This is a genomic window from Mesorhizobium sp. M7D.F.Ca.US.004.03.1.1 (assembly GCF_003998635.1).
In the GTDB taxonomy this organism is placed as follows: domain Bacteria; phylum Pseudomonadota; class Alphaproteobacteria; order Rhizobiales; family Rhizobiaceae; genus Mesorhizobium; species Mesorhizobium loti.
This window is the reverse complement of sequence record NZ_RZQG01000694.1, coordinates 1-2043: the sequence shown is the minus strand read 5'-3', so window position 1 is coordinate 2043 and position 2043 is coordinate 1. Positions and strand designations below refer to the sequence as shown.

4 protein-coding genes are annotated in these 2043 nt (G+C 66.2%); 3 read left to right on the top strand and 1 reads right to left on the bottom strand.

Annotated elements, in window-relative coordinates:
- From EN935_RS42310 to EN935_RS28160, 3 genes are all read left to right on the top strand, one after another.
- The coding region (locus tag EN935_RS42310) for an SDR family oxidoreductase (protein WP_245489070.1) at positions 1 to 169 on the top strand (169 nt) is incomplete at its 5' end.
- Positions 170 to 176: 7 nt separating this feature from the next.
- Positions 177 to 1073: an SDR family oxidoreductase gene (locus EN935_RS28165; RefSeq protein ID WP_109661399.1), complete on the top strand. Its 897-nt coding sequence runs from the start codon at positions 177 to 179 to the stop codon at positions 1071 to 1073.
- Between the two features lie 30 nt (positions 1074 to 1103).
- Positions 1104 to 1316: a 4-oxalocrotonate tautomerase family protein gene (locus EN935_RS28160; RefSeq protein ID WP_127263805.1), complete on the top strand. Its 213-nt coding sequence runs from the start codon at positions 1104 to 1106 to the stop codon at positions 1314 to 1316.
- A 296-nt stretch (positions 1317 to 1612) separates the two neighbouring features.
- On the opposite strand, the gene EN935_RS28155 is transcribed toward EN935_RS28160, so the two are convergent.
- A partial coding sequence (locus EN935_RS28155; RefSeq protein ID WP_245489068.1) for a LysR substrate-binding domain-containing protein occupies positions 1613 to 2043 on the bottom strand: 431 nt, incomplete at its 5' end.

Genomic DNA, 2043 nt, shown 5'->3' with positions numbered 1-2043 from the left:
GTTCACGGACGGCAAGAGCGAGGCGCAGATCGAGGCCATCGGCAAGATGATCCCGCTCGGCCGGCTTGGCCAGCCTGACGACATTGCCGGGCTGGTGTCATTCCTGGCCGGGCCGGACAGCTTCTGGGTCAACGGACAAATCATCCGCGCCAATGGCGGCGTGGTCTGAGGAGATAATCATGCAAAAGACAATCCTGATCACCGGTGCCTCCAGCGGCTTCGGCGCGATGACCGCACGCGCCCTGGCTGGAGCGGGCCACACGGTCTACGCCTCGATGCGCGACCCCTTGGCGCGTGGCGGCGTGGCGGCAGCCGAGATGGAAAAGTTCGCTCGCGACGAGGGCCTGGCGCTCAAGCCGATCGCGCTCGACGTGACCTCGGACGCTTCGGCCGAGGCGGCGGTCCGGCTGATCCTCAGCGAGGCCGGCCAGCTCGACGTGCTGATCCACAACGCCGGGCACATGGGGTTCGGACCGACCGAGGCGTTCTTGCCCGAGCAACTGGCGCAGCTCTATGACGTAAACGTCGTCGGCACGCAGCGCGTCAATCGCGCGGCCCTACCGCATATGCGTTCTCTCGGCCGGGGCCAGATGATCTGGGTCGGTTCGAGCAGCACGCGCGGCGGCACGCCACCGTTCCTCGCGCCCTATTTCGCGGCCAAGGCCGGCATGGACGCGCTGGCGCAGAGCTATGCGCTGGAACTCGCCCGCTTCGGCATCGAAACGACCATCGTCGTGCCGGGCGCTTTCACCAAGGGCACCGAGCATTTCCACAATGCGGCGGCACCCACCGATGCCGAGCGCGCCGGCGCCTACTGGTCCGGTCCCTATGCCGGTGTCGATCAGCAGGCGCTGAAAGGGCTGGCGGCACTGGAGCCGGCGGATGCCGATCCGGCTGATATCGCGGCGGCAATCGTCGATCTCGTGGCGATGCCTTGGGGAAACCGACCGCTGCGCGTCCACGTCGACCCGTCCGACGATGGCGCCGCGATCGTCAACGGCGTTGCCGACCGTGTGCGCGCGCAACTCCTGGAACGGATCGGCCTTGCCGACCTGCTCCATCCCAAAGCATGAAATCCACCCTCAAGAGACAGGAAAACGATCATGCCATTCGCCAACATCAAGATGCCGCAGGCCGCTCTCTCCAAGGCGCAAAAAGAAGACCTCATCCATCGAACCACGGCCATGTTCGTCGACTTCTTCGGCGAGGGTGTGCGCCCCTACACGATGGTGCTGGTGGAGGAGGTCGCCGACGGCGGCTATGGCCGGGCCGACGAAGTGTTCGTCGTGCCGGAAGCCTATCGCGCCAAGGAGTAGCGCAGAGGCGAGCGACCTCCTTCGGACCTTCCCGCCCTCCGGGCGCGAGAAACCCAAGCCTTGCAACGCAGCGCGGACCCCACCCCGCTGCTTCGCAGCGACTTGCCGGGGCGAGCCACGGGTCTCGCCCGTCCTTCGGAACCCCACAAGGGGGAGGGTGAGGAATCCCCTGCCAGCACGCGGGACGGCGCTCCTATGGAAATGCGGGAAAAGCTGGGCTCCCTACCTCCCCTTGTGGGGAGGTCGGACCGAAGGTCCGGGTGGGGGTGCTGGCGAAAACTCTGCAGGACCTGGGTTCAACCGTTCCTCGTCGCACCAATCCAGTCGGCGGCCACTTCAGCAAACAGCCAGTCGCGGAACGCCTTGATCTTTTTCTGGCGCAGTGCGCCATCGCGATAGACGACGTAGTAGCGCGAGGCGGATTTCAGCGCGAGGTCGAAGGGCCGGACCAGCCGCCCCGCCACCAGATCGGCCGAGACCAGCGCACTTCGGCCGAGCAGCACGCCTTCGCCATGCACCGCGGCCTCGACGGCAAAGGTGGCGGAATCGAAGCGCACGCCGCGCTTGGGATCGACGTCGCCAACGCCGGCGTGTTGCAGCCATGTCGCCCAGTCGATGCGAAAGGCGTCGTGGATCAGTTTGTGATGCCTGAGATCCCCGGGCGGGCACAACGGATGTTCGCCTTGCAGCAACTCCGGGCTGCAGACGGGCAAGACCTCTTCATGGG

Bases quoted from the DNA above. Each gene is read 5' to 3' on its own strand.
- EN935_RS28160 (WP_127263805.1), top strand. From the start codon at position 1,104: ATGCCATTCGCCAACATCAAGATGCCGCAGGCCGCTCTCTCCAAGGCG.